The organism is Kaistia adipata DSM 17808 (assembly GCF_000423225.1).
GTDB classification, from domain to species: domain Bacteria; phylum Pseudomonadota; class Alphaproteobacteria; order Rhizobiales; family Kaistiaceae; genus Kaistia; species Kaistia adipata.
Window position 1 is genome coordinate 376,855 of the sequence record NZ_KE383992.1, and the last position, 16,528, is coordinate 393,382.

Annotated in this window: 15 protein-coding genes; 4 read left to right on the top strand and 11 right to left on the bottom strand. The window is 67.9% G+C overall.

Translation table 11 applies throughout. The annotated features are described in order from the left end of the window. Window positions 1-37: 37 nt before the first annotated feature. A complete protein-coding gene (gene polA / locus G539_RS0122000; RefSeq protein WP_051231915.1) occupies window positions 38-2,980 on the top strand; it encodes a DNA polymerase I in 2,943 nt (980 codons plus the stop codon). 197 nt (window positions 2,981-3,177) lie between these two features. Here the strand turns inward: polA and G539_RS26435 are convergent, their stop codons facing one another. From G539_RS26435 to G539_RS0122040, 8 genes are all read right to left on the bottom strand, one after another. Beyond that, on the bottom strand, window positions 3,178-3,801 hold the full coding sequence (locus G539_RS26435; protein WP_051231917.1) for a DUF3833 family protein: 624 nt from the start codon (window positions 3,799-3,801) through the stop codon (window positions 3,178-3,180). 61 nt (window positions 3,802-3,862) lie between these two features. After that, window positions 3,863-4,336: a PTS IIA-like nitrogen regulatory protein PtsN gene (ptsN, locus tag G539_RS0122010; RefSeq protein ID WP_029077126.1), complete on the bottom strand. Its 474-nt coding sequence runs from the start codon at window positions 4,334-4,336 to the stop codon at window positions 3,863-3,865. Between the two features lie 99 nt (window positions 4,337-4,435). Beyond that, complete coding sequence (gene hpf, locus G539_RS0122015; protein ID WP_029077127.1) at window positions 4,436-5,035, bottom strand: ribosome hibernation-promoting factor, HPF/YfiA family; 600 nt, start codon at window positions 5,033-5,035, stop codon at window positions 4,436-4,438. Window positions 5,036-5,309: 274 nt separating this feature from the next. After that, window positions 5,310-6,854 (bottom strand): RNA polymerase factor sigma-54, encoded by a 1,545-nt coding sequence (gene rpoN, locus G539_RS0122020; RefSeq protein ID WP_029077128.1) that lies wholly within the window; start codon window positions 6,852-6,854, stop codon window positions 5,310-5,312. A gap of 76 nt (window positions 6,855-6,930) precedes the next feature. After that, entirely contained in the window at window positions 6,931-7,761 is an 831-nt protein-coding gene (gene lptB / locus G539_RS0122025) for an LPS export ABC transporter ATP-binding protein (RefSeq protein ID WP_425402374.1), read from the bottom strand. A gap of 79 nt (window positions 7,762-7,840) precedes the next feature. After that, on the bottom strand, window positions 7,841-8,500 hold the full coding sequence (locus G539_RS26440; protein WP_051231919.1) for an LptA/OstA family protein: 660 nt from the start codon (window positions 8,498-8,500) through the stop codon (window positions 7,841-7,843). After that, complete coding sequence (lptC, locus tag G539_RS0122035) at window positions 8,497-9,207, bottom strand: LPS export ABC transporter periplasmic protein LptC (RefSeq protein ID WP_029077130.1); 711 nt, start codon at window positions 9,205-9,207, stop codon at window positions 8,497-8,499. Before lptC ends, G539_RS26440 begins: the two co-directional genes overlap by 4 nt. Window positions 9,208-9,321: 114 nt before the next feature. Further along, entirely contained in the window at window positions 9,322-9,936 is a 615-nt protein-coding gene (locus G539_RS0122040) for a ribonuclease D (protein WP_029077131.1), read from the bottom strand. 128 nt (window positions 9,937-10,064) lie between these two features. On the opposite strand from G539_RS0122040, the gene G539_RS0122045 reads away from it, so the two are divergent. From G539_RS0122045 to G539_RS0122055, 3 genes are all read left to right on the top strand, one after another. Next, window positions 10,065-11,084 (top strand): Gfo/Idh/MocA family protein, encoded by a 1,020-nt coding sequence (locus G539_RS0122045; protein ID WP_029077132.1) that lies wholly within the window; start codon window positions 10,065-10,067, stop codon window positions 11,082-11,084. 153 nt (window positions 11,085-11,237) lie between these two features. After that, on the top strand, window positions 11,238-11,666 hold the full coding sequence (locus G539_RS0122050) for an Hsp20 family protein (RefSeq protein WP_029077133.1): 429 nt from the start codon (window positions 11,238-11,240) through the stop codon (window positions 11,664-11,666). Window positions 11,667-11,704: 38 nt separating this feature from the next. Then, on the top strand, window positions 11,705-11,956 hold the full coding sequence (locus G539_RS0122055) for a BQ00720 family protein (protein WP_029077134.1): 252 nt from the start codon (window positions 11,705-11,707) through the stop codon (window positions 11,954-11,956). 519 nt (window positions 11,957-12,475) lie between these two features. Here G539_RS0122055 and pheT read toward each other — a convergent pair. The 3 genes from pheT to rplT form a co-directional block, all read right to left on the bottom strand. After that, complete coding sequence (gene pheT / locus G539_RS0122060) at window positions 12,476-14,893, bottom strand: phenylalanine--tRNA ligase subunit beta (protein WP_029077135.1); 2,418 nt, start codon at window positions 14,891-14,893, stop codon at window positions 12,476-12,478. 11 nt (window positions 14,894-14,904) lie between these two features. Next, on the bottom strand, window positions 14,905-15,987 hold the full coding sequence (gene pheS / locus G539_RS0122065) for a phenylalanine--tRNA ligase subunit alpha (protein ID WP_029077136.1): 1,083 nt from the start codon (window positions 15,985-15,987) through the stop codon (window positions 14,905-14,907). Window positions 15,988-16,159: 172 nt separating this feature from the next. After that, window positions 16,160-16,528 (bottom strand): 50S ribosomal protein L20, encoded by a 369-nt coding sequence (gene rplT, locus G539_RS0122070; protein WP_029077137.1) that lies wholly within the window; start codon window positions 16,526-16,528, stop codon window positions 16,160-16,162.

Below are 16,528 nucleotides of genomic sequence, written 5' to 3' on the forward strand. Positions count from 1 at the left end.
TGTAGCCAAATCGGATGGCCGCGGGCATAGTCCGCGCATGTCAGAAACGCTCGCTCCCGCCATCGCCTCGCGCCCCGTCCAGAAAGGCGACCACGTCTTCCTGGTGGACGGATCGTCCTACATCTTCCGCGCCTATCACGCGCTGCCGCCGCTCACGCGCAAGTCGGACGGCCTGCCGGTCGGCGCCGTCGCCGGCTTCTGCAACATGCTGTGGCGGCTCTTGAAGGAAGCGAACGAGGCCGGCGTCAAACCGACCCATCTCGCCGTCATCTTCGACCATTCCTCGACCACCTTCCGCAACGCGCTCTACGACCAGTACAAGGCGCATCGGCCGGAGCCGCCGGAGGACCTGCGGCCGCAGTTCGGCCTGATCCGCCAGGCCGTGGTCGCCTTCAACGTGCCGTCGATCGAGCAGAAGGGTTTCGAGGCCGACGACCTGATCGCCACCTATACCAAGCAGGCGGTCGCCGCCGGCGCGGACGTCACCATCGTCGCTTCCGACAAGGACCTGATGCAGCTGATCGAGCCGGGCGTGCAGATGCTCGACACGATGAAGGGCAAGACGATCGGCCGCGACGAGGTGATCGAGAAATTCGGCGTGCCGCCGGAAAAGGTCGCCGACGTGCAGGCGCTCGCCGGCGACTCGGTCGACAACGTGCCCGGCGTGCCCGGCATCGGCATCAAGACCGCGGCGCAGCTGATCGAGACCTATGGCGACCTCGAGACGCTTCTTGAGCGCGCGCCGGAGATCAAGCAGCCGAAGCGGCGCGAGGCGCTGATCGCCAACGCCGATCTGGCGCGCATCTCGATGCAGCTCGTGACGCTCGACCGCGACGTGCCGCTCGCCGAGCCGATCGACCGGCTCGGCGTCCGCCCGGTCATCGGCGAGCAGCTGATCGCGTTCCTGAAGGCGATGGAGTTCACGACGCTGACCGGCCGCGTCGCCGCGGCGACGGGCGTCGAATCCGGCGCCGTCGAGGCCAACAGCGCCCTGGTCGCCCCCAGCCGCCAGACCGAGGCAGCGCAAGCCCCTGCCGGCCCCGACGGCGCGACGGCGCCGATCGCCGACATCGCCGGGCTGACCCCGGCCGCCCACGCCGCCGAGCGGGCGCGGAACATCCGCGCGCTCCCCTTCGACCATTCCCGGTACGAGACCATCCGCTCCGAGGAGCGGCTGCTCGATTTCGTGGCGCGGGCCACCGAGCGCGGCGTCGTCGCCGTCGACACCGAAACCACCTCGCTCGACCCGATGCAGGCCGAGCTGGTCGGCGTCTCGCTGGCGATCGCGCCGAACGAGGCCTGCTACATCCCGCTCGCCCATCGCGGCGAGGGCGACGGGCTGTTCACCGAAGGGCTGGTCGAGGGCCAGCTCGAGATCCGCGCGGCGCTCGCGATTCTGAAGCCGCTGCTCGAGGACCGCTCGGTGCTCAAGGTGGCGCAGAACCTCAAATATGACTGGCTGGTGCTGGCCCGCTACGGCATCGAGACGGCGCCGTTCGACGACACCATGCTGATCTCCTACGTGCTCGACGCCGGGCGCGGCGCGCATGGCATGGACCCGCTGTCGGAAAAATGGCTCGGCCACACGCCGATCGCCTATGACGACGTCACCGGCAAGGGCAAGGCGCGGATCACCTTCGATCGCGTGCCGATCGAGCGCGCCAGCGCCTATGCGGCCGAGGACGCCGACGTCACGCTCCGCCTCTGGCAGGTGCTGAAGCCGCGCCTGGTGGCCGAGGGCATGACGACCGTCTACGAGACGCTGGAGCGGCCGATGGTGCCGGTGCTGGCCTCGATGGAGCGGCGCGGCATCTCGATCGACCGGGCGATCCTGTCGCGCCTCTCCGGCGAGTTCGCCCAGAAGGCCGGCGCGCTCGAGGCCGAGATCCAGGAACTGGCCGGCCAGCCCTTCAATGTCGGCTCGCCGAAGCAGCTCGGCGACATCCTGTTCGGCGTCATGGGCCTGCCGGGCGGCACCAAGACGGCGACCGGCGCCTGGGCGACCGGCGCCAGCATCCTGGAAGACCTGGCCGAGCAGGGCTACGAGCTGCCGCAGAAGATCCTGGACTGGCGCCAGCTCTCCAAGCTGCGTTCGACCTATACCGACGCGCTGCCGACCTACCTGCATCCCGAGACCAAGCGCGTCCACACCTCCTACGCGCTGGCCGCGACGACGACCGGGCGACTGTCCTCGTCCGAGCCCAACCTGCAGAACATCCCCGTCCGCACCGAGGCGGGGCGCAAGATCCGCGCCGCCTTCATCGCGGATCCCGGCCACAAGCTGGTCTCTGCCGACTATTCGCAGATCGAGCTGCGCCTGCTCGCCGAGATCGCCGACATCCCGCAGCTGAAGAACGCCTTCGCGAACGGCATCGACATCCACGCGCTCACCGCGTCCGAGATGTTCGGCGTGCCGGTCGAGGGCATGCCGGGCGACGTGCGCCGGCGCGCCAAGGCGATCAATTTCGGCATCATCTACGGCATCTCGGCCTTCGGCCTCGCCAACCAGCTCGGCATCGCGCGCGAAGAGGCCGGCGCCTACATCAAGCGCTATTTCGAGCGCTTCCCGGGCATCCGCGACTACATGGAGGAGACCAAGCGCTCCTGCCGCGACCTCGGCTATGTCACGACCCTGTTCGGCCGCCGCTGCCACTATCCCGAGATCGCCTCGAAGAACGCCTCGATCCGCGCCTTCAACGAGCGCGCCGCCATCAATGCGCGCCTGCAGGGCACGGCGGCCGACATCATCCGCCGCGCCATGATCCGCGTCGAGCCGGCGCTGGCGGAGGCGGGGCTTCGCGCGCGCATGCTGCTGCAGGTGCATGACGAACTGATCTTCGAGGTGCCGGAGGCGGAGATCGAGCCGACGCTGGCGCTCGTCACCCGCGTGATGGAGCACGCGCCGTCGCCGGCGGTGGCGCTCAGCGTGCCCCTGAGCGTCGATGCCCGCGCCGCCGACAATTGGGACGAGGCGCACTAGGCTCACAGGAAATCCCCTCCCCCTTGCGGGGAGGGCGAAGCGGGGCCCTCAGGGAGCGGCGGCGCGTTTGCGCCGGCCACGCTCCCCGTCATCCCTGCGAAAGCAGGGATCCATTCAGCATCGGCATGGGAAAGCGGGACCGTGGATTCCTGCTTTCGCAGGAATGACGCCTGCGCGGCGTCGACGGCGCGAGATCGCTATCGCCCGGCGGTTTCCTGCGTCTTGGCGCGCCGGCGCTCGCCCTTCTGGCGCTGGAAGGTGACGTCGACCGAGCCGACATTCATGCCGAGCGTCGAGATCACGCCATTGTTGGTGATGGTGTCGCGGCCGGTGCGGCGGATCGTGTCCTCGAAATGCAGCTTGAGCTTGCCGCCGTCCCTGCCGCGCGTGATCAGGTCGTAGGACATGCGGATGCGGTCGTCCTCGACGCGCACCTGCGCCTCGCCGACGACGTCCTGGCGGGTGCCGACATAGGTGTTCGGGCCGGTGCGCCGGAAGCGCCAGGTGCGGCGGTCGAGCGAGCCGTTGTCGAAGCGGAAATGCTGGTCGAGGACGAAATGGTCGCCGCTGCGGCGGCCGTTGGTCGTCACGACGAAGCCGCGATCGACGCCGGCAAGCCGGCTCTTGAAGCGGCCGACGCCGGTCGCGCGGCCGCGGAACGCTTCCTCCAGCGTCTGCCTCGTAGCCGGCGTCTTGGTCGGCTGCGCCTTAGTCGGCAGCGCCTTGGCAGCCTCCGCCTTGGCCGGCTTCGGTTCCGCGATGGCGGCCGGCGCCGTGGCGACGGCCAGCAACAGGACGAGGAAAAATCGCGCGATCTTCATGGGGAGCCCCGACAGGCGGAAAGGCATGCCGGGACAATCTAGACCGAGTTTGGCCGCTTCGTCAGCCCGTCACGACATTGGCGGCCGTGCAGCTTTCCGTCAGCACGGCGTAGAGCGCCGCCTGGTCGCCGGAAGCGCGCAGCTTGTTGGCGAGGCCGGGCTCGCGCAGCAGGCGGGCGATGCGGGCGAGCGCCTTCAGATGGTCGGCGCCGGCGTTCTCCGGCGCGAGCAGCAGGAAGATCAGGTCGACCGGCTGGTCGTCGAGCGATTCAAAATCGATCGGCTTGGGAAGCCGGGCGAAGATGCCATGGATACGGTCCAGCTGGGCAAGCTTGCCATGCGGGATGGCGATGCCGTTGCCGACACCGGTCGAGCCAAGCCGTTCACGCTGCAGCAGCGTGTCGAAGATCTGCCGTTCGTCGAGACCGGTCAGCTTTGCAGCCTTTTCGGCGAGTTCCTGAAGAGCCTGCTTCTTGCCATTGGCTTTCAGGGCCGGGACGATGCCGTCCAGGCTGATCAGATCACTGAGGTCCATGACTTGGTTCAAAATGCCTCGTTCAAACCTTTGGTCCGAGACCCGTCGTTCGGCGCGCTCCCCGAGCGCGCCGAAGCTTCATTCCAAGCTTACGCGGAATTAACTGCCGACGGTATCCCCTTTGCCGGCCTGGGCCGGGTCGATCCACCCTATGTTGCCGTCGCGACGGCGATAGACGACGTTGACGCCGCCATGGCCGGCGTGCCGGAACACGACGACCTGTGATTCTGCGAGATCCATGGCCATCACCGCGCCCGAGACCGACATCGTCCGCAGCGCCTTGGTCTCCTCGGCGATCACCATGGGCTTGTAGTCGGCCGCCAGTTCCTCGTCCTCGTCCGGCGTCGCCGCGAGCACGGTATAGCTGGCTTCGGCCTCCGCCGCACCATTGCGCTGCTCGTGGTAGCGATGATCCTTCAGCTTGCGCTTGTAGCGCCGCAACTGCTTCTCGATCCGGTCCGCCGCCTGCTCGAAGGACGGATAGATCTCGTGGCCACGTCCTTCGGCGTGGAGATCGGCGCCGCTGTCGAGATGCAGCGCGCAATCCACTCGATAGCCCGTTCCATCGCGCTCCAGAACCACGCGGCCGGAATAGCCGCCATCAAAATACTTGCCGATCGCGTCGCTCAACCGGCCTTCCACATGCGTGCGGTAGGCGTCGCTGATCTCGATGTTCTTACCGGAGATGCGCAGAGACATGGACTTCTCGTACCCCTTGGTCGTCGTTGCGATCCGAGGCTCGCCCATCCAACTGGACGACGGCGGACCCCGTCGGGCACGTCGCGTTCCGGCACTTCCAAGGCCTGCCAGACATCGAACCGGTCATCCCGGCCCTGAGGCCCCGGCCGCCCTTGGCGCCGCGCCCTTCTAGTGACAGCGTGTCGGGAAGTCAAGGAAACCGCCTTCCCGGCACGTCCATCATGTCTTGGACTTGGTCATCCGTCGAGCCCAAGGCAAGGGCGGCGGCAAAACTTTAAGATACGAGAAGGGCTTGCTTTTCCCGGCGACGCTGCACCGAGGACGGAATCCTGAGCGCTTCGCGGTATTTGGCGACCGTGCGCCTGGCGATGTCGATGCCGCCGTCGCGGAGGATCTTGACCAGCGCGTCGTCGGACAGGACGTCATCCGCCGGCTCGGCGTCGATCAGCGCCTTGATGCGGTGGCGCACCGCCTCGGCGGAATGGGCCTCGCCGCCCTCGGACGAGGCGATCGAGGCGGTGAAGAAATATTTGAGCTCGAACAGGCCGCGCGGCGTCGCCATGTACTTGTTCGAGGTGACGCGCGACACGGTCGATTCGTGCATCGCGATCGCCTCGGCGACGGTCTTCAGATTGAGCGGCCGCAGATGCGCGACGCCATGCGCCAGGAAGGCGTCCTGCTGGCGGACGATCTCGGTCGCCACCTTCAGGATCGTCTTGGCCCGCTGGTCGAGGCTCTTCACCAGCCAGTTCGCCGTCTGCAGGCACTCGCTCAGATAGGTCCGGTCCTCGCCCTTGGCGCCGCGGGCGACGCGGGCATAATAGCTCTGGTTGACCAGCACCCGCGGCAGCGTGTCGGAATTGAGCTCGATCCGCCAGGAGCCGTCCGGCGCCGCGCGCACGACGACATCCGGCACCACCGGCTGCAGCACCGCCGCGCCGAAGGCGCTGCCGGGCTTCGGATCGAGCGCGCGCAGTTCGCGCAGCATCTCGGCCAGATCCTCGTCGTCGACGCGGCAGAGCTTCTTCAGGGCCGCGAAATCACGCCGCGCGACAAGGTCGAGATGGCGGACCAGCATCGCCATGGCCGGGTCGAAGCGGTCGCGCTCGCGGAGCTGGATGGCCAGGCATTCGGCGAGATCGCGGGCACAGACGCCGGACGGCTCGAAGCTCTGCAGGATCGCCAGCACCGCGTCGACCTCGGCCACCGGCACGCCGAGGCGATGGGCGATGGCCTCGACGCTGCCGCGCATGTAGCCGGCCGCGTCGACCTCGTCGATCAGCGCCTGGCCGATCAGCCGCCGAACCGGATCGGCGACGGCCAGGCCGAGCTGCTCGCCGAGCCGGCCGGCGAGCGAGGTCTCGGCGGCGACAAACGCCTCGAGATTGTAGTCGTCGCCGCTGATCGCGGCGCGCTCCGATGGCATCGACCAGGGATCGAGCGGCGGCGCGGCGGCCTCGCCCGCGGCGGCGCCGTGGTCATCGGGAAACACATTGGCGAGGTCGGTGTCGAGCCGCGCGGCGATCGCGTCCGGCGACACTTCGAGCCGCGTCTCCAGCCAGTCCGGCCGCTCCTCGGCCACGTCGCGGGCGGCGGCGCGGTCCTCGTCGGCGTCGTCGCCGCTCGCCAGCGGCGGACCGGCATCGACGGCGGCGTCGCGGTCGTCGCGCTCGAGCATCGGATTGCGCTCGAGCTCGGCGTCGACATAGGCGACCAGGTCGAGATTGGACAGCTGCAGCAGCTTGATGGCTTGCATCAGCTGCGGCGTCATCACCAGGGACTGGCTCTGCCTCAGCAGGAGTTTCTGTGAAAGAGCCATTCTTCGGCGGCGGGTCCCGGGCAGTGGTACAAGACTTGCTTGTCGTGCCCTTTTGGTATCGCAAGCCGCGGCGCGGTTAAAGCGTAAACTGCTCGCCGAGATAGAGCCGGCGCACGTCCGGGCTGGCGACGATGTCGTCGGGCCGCCCTTCCATCAGCACCTCGCCGGCATGGATGATGTAGGCCCTGTCGATCAGGCCCAGCGTCTCGCGCACATTGTGGTCGGTGATCAGGACGCCGATGCCGCGCCGGGTCAGGTGGCGCACCAGCGTCTGGATGTCGCCGACGGCGATCGGGTCGATGCCGGCGAAGGGCTCGTCGAGCAGCATGAAGGCGGGCCGGCTGGCGAGCGCGCGGGCGATCTCGCAGCGCCGCCGCTCGCCGCCCGAGAGCGCGATGGCCGGCGACTTGCGCAGATGGCTGATATGGAACTCGGCGAGCAGCGAATCGAGTTCCTCGTCGCGCTTGCGGCGGTCGGGCTCGACCACCTCGAGCACGGCGCGGATGTTCTGCTCGACCGTCATGCCGCGGAAGATCGAGGTTTCCTGCGGCAGATAGCCGATGCCGAGCCGGGCGCGCCGGTACATCGGCATCTGGGTGACGTCATTGCCGTCGAGCTCGATGCGGCCATGGTCGGCCTGCACCAGCCCGGTGATCATGTAGAAGATGGTGGTCTTGCCGGCGCCGTTCGGGCCGAGCAGGCCGACCGCCTCGCCGCGCGCGACCGCGAGACTCGCCGAATGCACGACGCGGCGGCGGCGATAGCTCTTGCCGAGGCCATGCGCGACCAGCCAGCCCGGGCCGCCGGCGTCCGGGGCATAGCGCGTGACTGGCGGCTCCGCCTTGCGGGCCGCCGCGGCCGGAGCCGGCTTCGGCTCCCTGTTGAATAGGCGAGAGAAAATCACCAACGCTCCGTGCGATGATCCGGCGCGCCGCCGGCCCTGTCCTCAGGCGATCCCGGACGGGATCGGTTCGCGGCCGACCCGCTCAGGGCGCCTTGCCCGGCGCGGATCCGGGCGTGAAGATGCCGCGAATGCGGGCACCGGGCGTCTGGTCGACCCGGGCGCGGCCGGTCGTCATGTCCCAGGTCAGCTTGTTGCCGGTGATCACGTTCGGCCCCTGGCTCAGCACGACATTGCCAGAGAGCGTCACGAGCTTGCCGACCATGTCGACGACGGCGGTGTCGCCGGTCGCCGTCTGCTGGCCGGAATTGACGTAGACCTTGCCGCTCGCCTCGATGCGGGTGAAGCTGCCGGCGCCCGGCAGCGTGCCCTCGAGCGCGGTGTCCTCCTTGGCGGCGGCGGCCTGGGCGCCCTCCTTCTTCTCGTCCTTGGCCCCATCCTTGGCGCCGTTGGCGGATTTGGAGTCAGCGGACTTGGAGCCGGCCGAGAAGATCGAGATCTTGCCCGCCTTCAGCACGCTGTCGCCGCGCGTCACGGTGACGTTGCCGGTGAAGGTCGAGATGCGCTGGCCGTCCTTCTCGACGACGTCGAGCGAATCGGCCTCGACATTGACCGGACCCTTCTGGTTGGTCTGGAAGCCCTTGAACAGGTCGGCGGAGGACTGTGCCCGCGCCTCGACGGCGCCGAGCGCCAGCGGCAGGAAGGCGAGCGCGAGAACGAGACGGCGGTGGGACAGTCGTGTCATTGGATCACCGAAGGTGCTGCGGGCTGCGGGGAAGAGGAGTCGGCCGGGGCAGTGTACGTCACCTTCACCCCGTTGCGGAACATAATACGCTTGCCGCGATCCTGAACCTCGACGCTGTTGGCCAGGATGCGGCTGCCCTGGGCGCTGAAATCGATCGGCTGGTCGGAACGCATGGTGCCGGCCTTCATGTCGATGTCGGCCGATTGCAGCGTGCCGGCGATGCCGGTCGAGGTCTGCAGCGTGATCGACTTGTCGAGCAGGAGGCGCTGCGTGTCGGCGTGATAGGTGCCGGTGGTGGCGTCGACCTTGGCGGTGTCGTCGTTGCCGAGGCCGATGGTGGCGCCGATCTTCTGCAGGGTCACCACCTTGGTGTCCTGGAGCGACTGCTCGGCCCGGTCGGCCTTCAGCTCGTAGGAGCGGCCATTGTTGGTGAAGCCCGACACATGCGGGTTCTCCATCACGATGGCGTTGTTGGTGACATCGATCGAACCGAAGCCGACGCCTTCCGGCAGGTCGGGCACGAAATAGGTGAAAACGAAGAAGCCGGCCGCCGCCACCAGGCTGATCGTCGGCAGCGCGACCTTCAGGACACGGACGAACACGCTGTGCCGCCTGGCCGCGCGATAACGCGCGTCGGCGCCGTCCCGGCCGTCCAGGAACTGTTCCGGGCCCGGGGCCAGCCATCGCGAGTCAGACGTCGTCGTCATGCCGCTTCCGTTCTCATCCGATGTTCATGTGTCCTGCCCGTAGCGTCACAGGCGCCTGCAATATGGACATTTCGCGGCGCAAACCAAGGCGCGCGGCGAATCCGCCGCAGCCACTCAGGAATGCGCAAAGATATCCTCTTCCGGCCAGCCTGCAAGATCGAGCGCCGCGCGGGTCGGCAGGAAGCGGAAGCACGCCTCCGCCAGAGCGGTGCGGTTCTCGCGCGCCAGGCGCTCGTCGAGCCGGGTCTTCAGGGCGTGCAGGTAGAGCACGTCCGACGCCGCATAGGCGAGCTGCGCCTCGCTCAGCTTCTCCGCCGCCCAGTCCGAGCTCTGCTGCTGCTTCGACAGGTCGACGTCGAGCAGCTCCTTGACCAGGTCCTTGAGGCCGTGCCGGTCGGTATAGGTGCGGGTCAGCCGCGAGGCGATCTTGGTGCAGTAGACCGGCGCCACCTCGATGCCGAAGGTATGGCCGAGCACGGCGACGTCGAAGCGGGCGAAATGGAAGATCTTGGTGACGGCAGGGTCGGTCAGGAGCTTGACGAGGTTCGGCGCCGCCTTCTGGCCGGGCGCGATCTGCACCACGTCGGCCGAGCCGTCGCCCGGCGACAGCTGCACGACGCAGAGCCGGTCGCGATGCGGGTTCAGCCCGAGCGTCTCAGTGTCGATCGCGACGGATGCGCCGTAGCGGGCGAGGTCGGGCAGGTCGCCGCGATGCAGGCGGATCGTCATGATAGAAAAATTCCCCAAGGACCGGAAGCGTTTGCGTTTTCCTAGCGAAGCATGTCGACTTCTGCAATGACGCAGGTCACACCCCCGCAAGGCGACCTGACCGGCAGGGAAATAGAGGGAGGGCACGGATGAGCAAGCTCGCAGGCGAAGTCGCGACGGAAAAGGTCCGCTGGGGCATTCTGAGCACCGCCCGGATCGCGCGGCAACGCGTCGTGCCGGCCATGCTGAAGAGCCCGTCGACAACGGTCGCCGCCGTCGCCTCGCGCTCGCTCGACACGGCGCGCCATTTCGCCGCCGCCTTCGACATTCCGCGTGCCTACGGTTCCTACCAGGAGCTGATCGACGATCCCGAGATCGACGCCATCTACAATGCGTTGCCGAACCATCTGCATGTCGAGACGACGCTGGCGGCGGCGGCGAAGGGCAAGCATGTGCTCTGCGAGAAGCCGATCGGCCTCGACCGCGCCGACGCGCTCCGGCTGAAGGCGGCGCCCGCCGGCGTTCTGATCGGCGAGGCGTTCATGATCCGCCACCATCCCCAGTGGCAGGAGGTGCGCAAGATTCTCGCCGCCGGCCGGATCGGGCCGGTGCGCGCCGCGCAGACCTTCTTCTCCTTCCTGAACGTCGATCCGGCCAACATCCGCAATCGGCCGGAAACCGGCGGCGGCGCGCTGCTCGACATCGGCTGCTACGCCATCGCCTCGGCCCGGCTGATCTTCGACGCCGAGCCGGTTCGCGTCATGGCCCTGATCGACCGCGACCCGGCGATGAAGACGGACCGCTCCGCCGCGATCCTTGCCAACTTCGGCGACGGCAGGCAGTTCAGCGCCCAGCTCTCGACCCAGGCCTTCCGTCACCAGCGCGTCGGCATCGTCGGAACCGAAGGGCGGATCGAGATGGAGACGCCGTTCTCGGCCCCGACCGACGAGAAGTCGAAGATCCTGCTCGACCTGCACGGCCCAGGCCAGCCGGCCGAGACCATCGTCTTCCCGCCGGTCGACCAGTACGCGCTGCAGGCGGAGGCTTTCTCCCGCGCCGTGCGCGGCACCGGGCCCTGGCAATACGGGCTCGACGACGCGCTCGCCAACATGGCCGCGCTCGACGCGCTGTTCCGCTCGGAACGGTCCGGAACCTGGGAGACGCCGTGATTTTTCCACGCCGGCGACAGGTTGGCGAGGCGGGCCAAAGCGCGTTCTTGAAGCGGGCTCGGCGGACAACCATATTGGGGCCACGGGAATAGTCCCGCCGGATGCCTCCTCGAGGGTCCGGATACAAGGTCGCTTAGTGAAAGGACTTTGTGGATGTCGCGCGTTTCTGCGTTCTCCAGTCCACTGCTTCTCGGATTCGACGAGATCGAGCGAGCCCTCGATCGGGTCGCGAAGGCGTCTGGAGACGGCTATCCGCCCTACAACATCGAGCGGATCAAGAAGACGGACGCACGCGACGAATGCCTCCGGATCACGCTGGCCGTCGCCGGGTTCCCGCGCGAGGCGCTGGAAGTGACGGTCGAGGAAAACCAACTCGTCATCCGCGGTCGCCAGACGGACGAGCGCGAGCGGATCTTCCTTCACCGCGGCATCGCGGCACGACAGTTCCAGAAGACATTCGTGCTGGCCGACGGGATCGAGATCATCTCGGCGGAGTTGAAAGATGGACTGCTTGCGATTGACCTCGCCCGGCCCACGCCGGAACGGATCGTCCGCAAGATCGAGATCGGCGTTCGCGACTGAGGTCGCCGGTCCTCTCGCTCGTATTGAGGAGACCAATCATGTCTGAGCCACGCATCACCATTTCGCCCGAAAGCCTGGCCGGCCTGGGCAGCGGCCAGATCGCCTTCGTCAAGGCGATCAAGTCGGAAGACATCCGCGACCTGTTCCCGGATGCACCCGCCATCGCCCCGGGGCAGAAGTTCTGGGCCCTTCTCGACGCCGGCGGCACGCCGCTCATGATTTCCGACAGCCGCGAGGCCGTCGTCATGAACGCGCATGAAAACGACCTCGAGACGGTCAGCCTGCAATAGCCGCGACGCCGCGCCCCCATCGCGGCCGCTCCCGAAAGCCTGCCCCTGATCTTCGGTTTCGGCATCGGATCTCCGCGCGAACGCGGAATCCGGTGCCGCTTGCGTTTTTGGGGGAGCCTGCTGTCGCGGCAACGCCGCCGGCCGGCCCCGACGGCATCCCCAAGTTCGATCATCATCCTGAGGTGCCCGGCGCAGCCGGGCCTCGAAGGAGGGTCCAGGGAACATCCGGCCCCCTCCCTCAGGAGAGGTGGACGCACGCAGTGCGGCCGGCCGTGCCGTCGACGCGCCCAGGCTGTTCCACCCTCCGCCGTCATCCCGGCGCAGGCCGGGATCCAGACACACCAATCTGTGACCAGAAGGCTGAGCTGGAATTTCCGGGGCCAGTGTTTATGGGCCCCGGCCTCCGCCGGGGCGACGGTGCCTGAAAGCGGTGAGAGCCCTCTCCCCCGCACGGCCCAAAAATGCAAAAAGCCGCCCGGACTCGCATCCGGGCGGCTTTTTTTGTTCAAGGACCGAGGCTTACGAGCGCAGCACGCCCGCGGTCGCCTTCGAGACCTGGGCGACGATCTTCGCCGACACGGCGTCGATCTCCTCGTCCGTCAGCGTCTTCTGGGTCGGCCGCAGCGTGACCTCGATCGCGACCGACTTCTTGTCGGCGCCGATCGACGCGCCCTCGAACACGTCGAACACGGCAACACCAGAGATCAGCGCCTTGTCGGCGCCCTGGGCGGCGCGGATCAGCTTCGCCGCCTCGACATTGCGGTCCACGACGAAGGCGAAGTCGCGCGTCACCGGCTGGAACGGCACCAGCTCGAGCGGCGGCTTGGTCTTGGTCGGCCGGGCGCGCGGCGCGGGGATCGCGTCGAGGAAGATCTCGAAGCCGACGAGCGGGCCGTCGACGTCGAGCGCCTCCAGCACGGTCGGGTGCAGCTCGCCGAACCAGCCGATGATGTTCTGCGGACCGAGCTGGATCGTGCCCGAGCGGCCGGGATGGAACCAGGACGGCGCGCCGGCGACGATCTGGAACTTGTCCACCTGGGCGCCGAGCGCATCGAGAAGCGCAAGCGCATCCGCCTTGGCGTCATAGACCGAGACGGCGGGCGCCTTGCCCTGCCAGTGGCGGCCGGCGCCGTTGACCGTCGCCGTGTTGCGGCGGATGCCGGTCGCTGATGTCAGCTGGTCGGCCGGCTTGATGCCGCGGAAGATCTGCCCGACTTCGAACAGCGCGAGATCGGCGAAGCCGCGGTCGGCATTGCGCTGCGACGCCAGAAGCAGCCCCGGCAGCAGGCTCGGCCGCATGTCCGACATGTCGGTCGAGATCGGGTTGGCGAGCGCCAGCTCCGGCTTGCCGCCGCCGAAGGCCTCGGCCACCGGCTTGGCGACGAAGGACCAGGTCACCGCCTCGACCAGGCCGCGCGCGGCCAGCGCCCGCTTGGCGCGGCGGGTGCGGGTCTGTGCGAGCGTCAGCACCGGCTTGGAGACGTTCTCCGACTTCGGCAGCGGCGTCGACGGCACGCGGTCGACGCCGAGGATGCGCATGACTTCCTCGACCAGGTCGGCCTTGCCATCGACGTCAGGACGCCAGGACGGCACGCCGACGGTCAGCACCGGCGCGGCGCCCGAGACGGTGAAGCCGAGCGCGGTCAGCACGCGGCGGATCTCGTCCTCGGTCGGGTCGATGCCGGCGAGGCGCTTGACCTCGGCGATCGGGAAGGCAAGCGACAGATGCGGCTCCGGCGCGGCGCCGGTGACGACGACGTCGCTGGCCTCGCCGCCGCAGATCTCCTGCACCAGGCGGGTGGCGAGCTCGAGGCCCGGCAGCATGAAGGCCGGATCGACGCCACGCTCGAAGCGGTAGCGCGCGTCCGAGTTGATGCCGAGCTTGCGGCCGGTCTGGGCGATGTTGAGCGGCTCCCAGAGCGCCGATTCGATCAGCACGTCGACGGTGTCGTCGGAGCAGCCCGACGCCTCGCCGCCCATGATGCCGCCGAGCGATTCGATGCCGTTGTCATCGGAGATGACGCAGATCGACGGGTCGAGCGCGTAGGTCTTGCCGTCGAGCGCCAGCAGCGTCTCGCCGCTGACGGCGCGGCGCACCGTCAGGTCGCCCTTGACCTTGGCCGCGTCGAAGACGTGCAGCGGCCGGCCGCGGTCGAAGGTCAGGTAATTGGTAATGTCGACCAGCGCGTTGATCGGCCGGAGCCCGATGGCGCGCAGCTTCTGCTGCATCCATTCCGGCGAGGGGCCGTTCTTGACGCCGCGCACCAGGCGGAGCGCGAAGGCCGGCGTCAGCGGCGGCGTGTCGCCGAAATCGAAATGGACGGCGACCGGCGACGGGAACTTGCCCTCGACCGGGGCGACCGAACGATCCTTCAGCGTGCCGAGGCCAGCCGCGGCCAGATCGCGCGCGACGCCATGGATGCCGAGGCAATCCGGGCGGTTCGGCGTGATGGCGATGTCGATGACGGGATCGCCGAGGCCGGCATATTCGGCATAGCCCATGCCGACCGGCGCGTCGTCCGGCAGCTCGATGATGCCGTCATGGTCCTCGGACAGCTCCAGCTCGGCTTCCGAGCAGAGCATGCCGTGGCTCTCGACGCCGCGGATGGTGCCGACGGAGAGCGTGATGCCCTTGCCGGGAATGTAGGTGCCGGCCGGCGAGAAGACGCCCTTCATGCCGGTGCGGGCGTTCGGCGCGCCGCAGACCACCTGCACGGGCTCGCCCGAGCCGGTATCGACCATGCAGACGCGCAGGCGATCGGCGTTCGGATGCTGAATTGCCGAGACGACATAGGCGATGGTGAAGGGGGCGAGCAGCTTCGCCTTGTCCTCGACCTCCTCGACCTCGAGACCGACGCGGGTCAGCGCATCGGTGATCTCGTCGAGCGTGGCAGTGGTCTCAAGATGCTCCTTGAGCCAGGAAAGCGTGAATTTCATGGGTCTTTCCTTTACGCGCTCAGGCCGCCGACGAGGGTGGGCAGGTCAAGCGGGCGGAAGCCGTAATGGTTCAGCCAGCGCTGATCGGCGTCGAAGAAGGCTCTGAGGTCGGGCATGCCGTATTTCAGCATGGCGATGCGGTCGATGCCCATGCCGAAGGCGAAGCCCTGATAGACGTCGGGATCGAGGCCGGCGAAGCGGATGACGTTCGGATGGACCATGCCGCAGCCGAGGATTTCCAGCCAGTCGTCGCCCTCGCCGAAGCGCACCTCATTGCCGACCCGCTTGCAGCGGATGTCGACTTCCATCGACGGCTCGGTGAAGGGGAAGAAGGACGGACGCATGCGCATCTCGACCTTCTCGACCTCGAAGAAGGCGCGGCAGAATTCTTCCAGCAGCCACTTCAGATGGCCGATATGGCTCGACGTGTCGATCACCAGGCCCTCGACCTGGTGGAACATCGGCGTATGGGTCTGGTCGCTGTCGTTGCGGTAGGTGCGGCCGGGCGCAATGATGCGGATCGGCGGCTTCTGGCTCTCCATCGTGCGCATCTGCACCGGGGAGGTATGGGTCCGAAGTAGCAGCCGCTCGCCCTTCTCGTCCGGATTGAAGAAGAAGGTGTCGTGCATCTCGCGGGCCGGATGGCCGACGGGAAAATTGAGCGCCGTGAAATTGTAGTGGTCGGTCTCGATGTCGGGACCTTCGGCGATGGCGAAGCCGAGGTCGCCGAAGATCGCCGAGATCTCGTCGATCACCTGGGAGATCGGATGGATGCGGCCCTGCTCGAGCGGGCTGGACCGGAGCGGCAGCGTGACGTCGACCGCTTCCGACGCAAGGCGCGCGGCGAGGCCGGCTTCCTTCAGCGTGGCGCGGCGGGCGGTGAGCGCTTCCGTGACGCGGTCGCGAAGGCCGTTCAGCGCCGGTCCCATGACCTTGCGCTCGTCCGGCGTCATGCCGCCGAGGCCCTTCAGAAGTTCGGAGACGGAGCCCTTCTTGCCGAGGGCGGAGACGCGGATCGTCTCGATGGCGGCTTCGTCGGAAGCGCCGTCGATGGCCGCGCGGATGTCGCGTTCGAGAAGTTCGAGATCGGACATGTCATTCCTCATGGGCGCCTGGGCGGCGCCGGATCAATCGTCAGTTCGATCCGAAGAGGAATGCTCGCCGGATCACGCCAAACGCCGCAGCCGCTCACGAGCGGCGGCGGCGCGGTTGCGTTCCGGCCCCGGAAAGTCCGGCGGGAGGCCGCCCGGAGGCGGCCATCCCCACTCAGGCGGCCTTGAGGGCGCCCTGAGCCTGATCGACCAGCGCCTTGAAGGCAGCCGGCTGGCTGATCGCCAGTTCGGCCAGCACCTTGCGGTCGACTTCGATCCCGGCCTTCGCGAGGCCATCGATAAATCGGCTGTAGGTGAGGTTCTCGGCAACTTCGCGGACGGCCGCGTTGATGCGCTGGATCCAGAGCGCGCGGAAATTGCGCTTCTTGGCCTTGCGGTCACGGTAGGCGTACTGGGCGGCCTTATCGACCGCGGCCTTGGCCGTGCGGATGGTGTTCTTGCGACGGCCGTAGAAGCCCTTGGCGCGCTTCAGGACCTTCTTGTGCTTGGCGTGAGACGTTACGCCCCGCTTAACTCGCGACAT